The 2810-nt window shown below is 48.6% G+C and carries 1 protein-coding gene; it reads left to right on the plus strand.

Features of this window, described 5'->3' with window-relative positions:
* The coding region (locus tag EGI32_RS10840; RefSeq protein WP_255155406.1) for a SprB repeat-containing protein at positions 1-2810 on the plus strand (2810 nt) is incomplete at both ends.

Genomic DNA, 2810 nt, shown 5'->3' on the forward strand with positions numbered 1-2810 from the left:
ACCTCTCTTATACTTGTCCGCGTGATACGGTGTTAGGATGTGGTATTAACTGCTTCGATCTGAGTGTTACCATCCCCGATCTCAGAGGTGTTGGCGACAATTACATCGTAGGAAATGTTAGCCAACAAGAGAAATGTTATCCGTTGGTACCCCCGGGAGGCCCGGGGCCGTCTTCAAATATAATTGATGATGACAGATATTCTCCAGTTATACCCTTACCCTTTCCATTCAGGTTTTATGGTATCACTTATAATTCTTTACTCATTGGCGCCAATGGAAATGTAACATTTGATATTAGTCTTGCCGGAGCGAATGCTCATTACGACGATTTAGGTGATCTGCCTAATACACAATATGATCCCGCAATGATCATGGGGCCATATCATGATCTGGACATCAGGACGGCTTCAACAGGAAAGCAGATCAAATATGAAACATTTGGTAGTGCTCCCAACAGGAAGTTTATCGTTTCATTTTATAGGATTGCCTTGTTCGATTGTGATGCGCTTAATCGTAACACCAGCCAGATCATACTTCACGAATCTACCGGTGTTATTGAAACAACAATAATAGACCAGGAGATCTGTACAGGATGGATAAATGGTAAGGCAATGGTTGGCCTTCAGGATATGACCCGTACTAAAGGTATTACAGCACCTAACAGAAAAATGTCTGATCCTGCGTGGGGCAGCGTTGGTATGAACGAAACCTGGAGGTTTACTCCTGTAGGCGGGCCGCACCTTTATCAAAGCATGCAATTGCTGGATGGAAGTGGCACCGTGGTAGCTACAGGCGATACTAGCCGTATCAATGCCAATAACCTCGGGTGGACATTTACCAATGTTTGCCCTCCAAATAACGGTCCTTCGATCTATGTGGTAAAAACGACTTACCAGAAACTGGATGACCCTGCACAAACTTATTTCAGTCTTGATACTATCCGCGTTACACGCAATGCATTTCCTGTAAGCGCTACAGCCACCAATACTACCTGCGGTGCAAGTGTGGGAACCATCACTGCAAGCCAGACCGGCGGTACTGCTCCTTACACTTATTCCTTAAATGCAGGCCCAGGCCAGGCTAGCAATGTATTTCCAAATATGGGAGCGGGCACTTACACGGTAACAGTTGTAGATGCCACCGGCTGCCGTAATACCGCTACGGTAACGGTAGGAACTACCAGCAGCCTTACCGGTACAGTCACTTCGCAGAATGTTAGTTGCCCGGGCAACAGCGATGGTACCATCACCGTAACGCCTACCAGCGGCACTGCTCCATATTCTTATTCCGCCAATGGCGGCCCTTCCCAGGCCAGCAATATTTTCACCGGCCTGCCTCCGGGTTCTCATACGGTCACTTTCCGTGATGCCACCAACTGCTCTGGTACGATCACCCGTACGGTAGGTGCCGGATCGGGTATCACCGGAACTGCTACATTTACTCCTACTTCCTGCCCGAATATCAACGACGCAACGGTCACCGTAACCCCTACCAATGGAACCGGGCCATATACTTTTGCGATGGATGGCGGCCCGGCACAGGCTACCGGCCTGTTCACCGGTGTTACGGCAGCAGCACATACTTTTGTAATCAGGGATGCCAATAACTGCGTGGGTAATGTGGCGGTAAACGTATTGCAGGGGCCGGCCCTCACCGCAACGGCTACCACCACCGCTACCTCCTGCCCTACCAGGAACGATGGTACCATTACAGTTACCCCTACCGGAACGGGACCATATACTTATACGCTCAACCCGGGTAACGTGATACAGACCAGCAATGTATTTACCAATCTTGGCCCGGGCACTTATACCATCAGCTTTATTGCGGGATCGGGGTGCGGTGGCAACGTTACGGTAAATCCGGTTGTAGCTGCGGGTCCTTCCCTGAGCTCAACTGTTACTACTGTACACCAGCCGGTTTGCGCCAACATCAATGATGGTTCAATCACCATCGTACCGGGTGGCACAGGTCCTTACAGTTTCACGCTTACACCTGGCGGTACTCAAACCAGCCCTACATATACCAATCTTGCCCCTGGCCCTTATACCTATACTTTCACTTCTGCCAATGGCTGTACAGGTTCGGGCTCCTTTACATTGAATTCCAATCCTCCATTAAGATCACCTTCGGTGAAAGTGATGCCATCCTGCAACGGAAACAACAATGGCAGCATCACTTTCAACATTAGTGGTGGTGTGGCCCCGTATCAATATGCACTGGCTCCTTATGCAACCTATCAGACCAGCAATGTATTCAACGGGCTGATTGCCGGAACCTATAATTTCCGCATAAAAGATAATGTAGGTTGTACAAAAGATACCAGCATCGTTCTCGCAGAGCCAACAGTATTGACAGCATCGGCTACCAACACCAAAGTAGCTACTTGTAATGGCAATGATGGAACCATCACCGTAACCGGTGGTGGCGGAACCACACCTTACCAGTATTCGATCAATAACGGATTGAACTACCAATCGTCCAATATTTTCATAGCTCCGGATACGGGCTTCTATGCCAATGTGAAAGTGAAAGATGCCAAAGGTTGTGTTACCAATACAACCGTTACGGTAGCATTGCTGGACACCATGAGGCTTGAACTCGGACCGAACCAGACCATTTGCGTAGGTAGTTCGGTCACCTTGCAACCACAGACGAATCCCCAGACTACTATCTTCAACTGGACGGCACTGAATGTTCCTTTAACTTCTTTGAATGATCCTAAAGTTAAAAACCCGGTGGCTACACCTCAGGATACGGCGATCTATACATTGAATGCCCAATGGGGTATCTGTAAACGCCAGGATGTG

It is taken from the genome of Ferruginibacter sp. HRS2-29 (genome assembly GCF_024343615.1).
Taxonomy (GTDB): Bacteria; Bacteroidota; Bacteroidia; order Chitinophagales; family Chitinophagaceae; genus Ferruginibacter.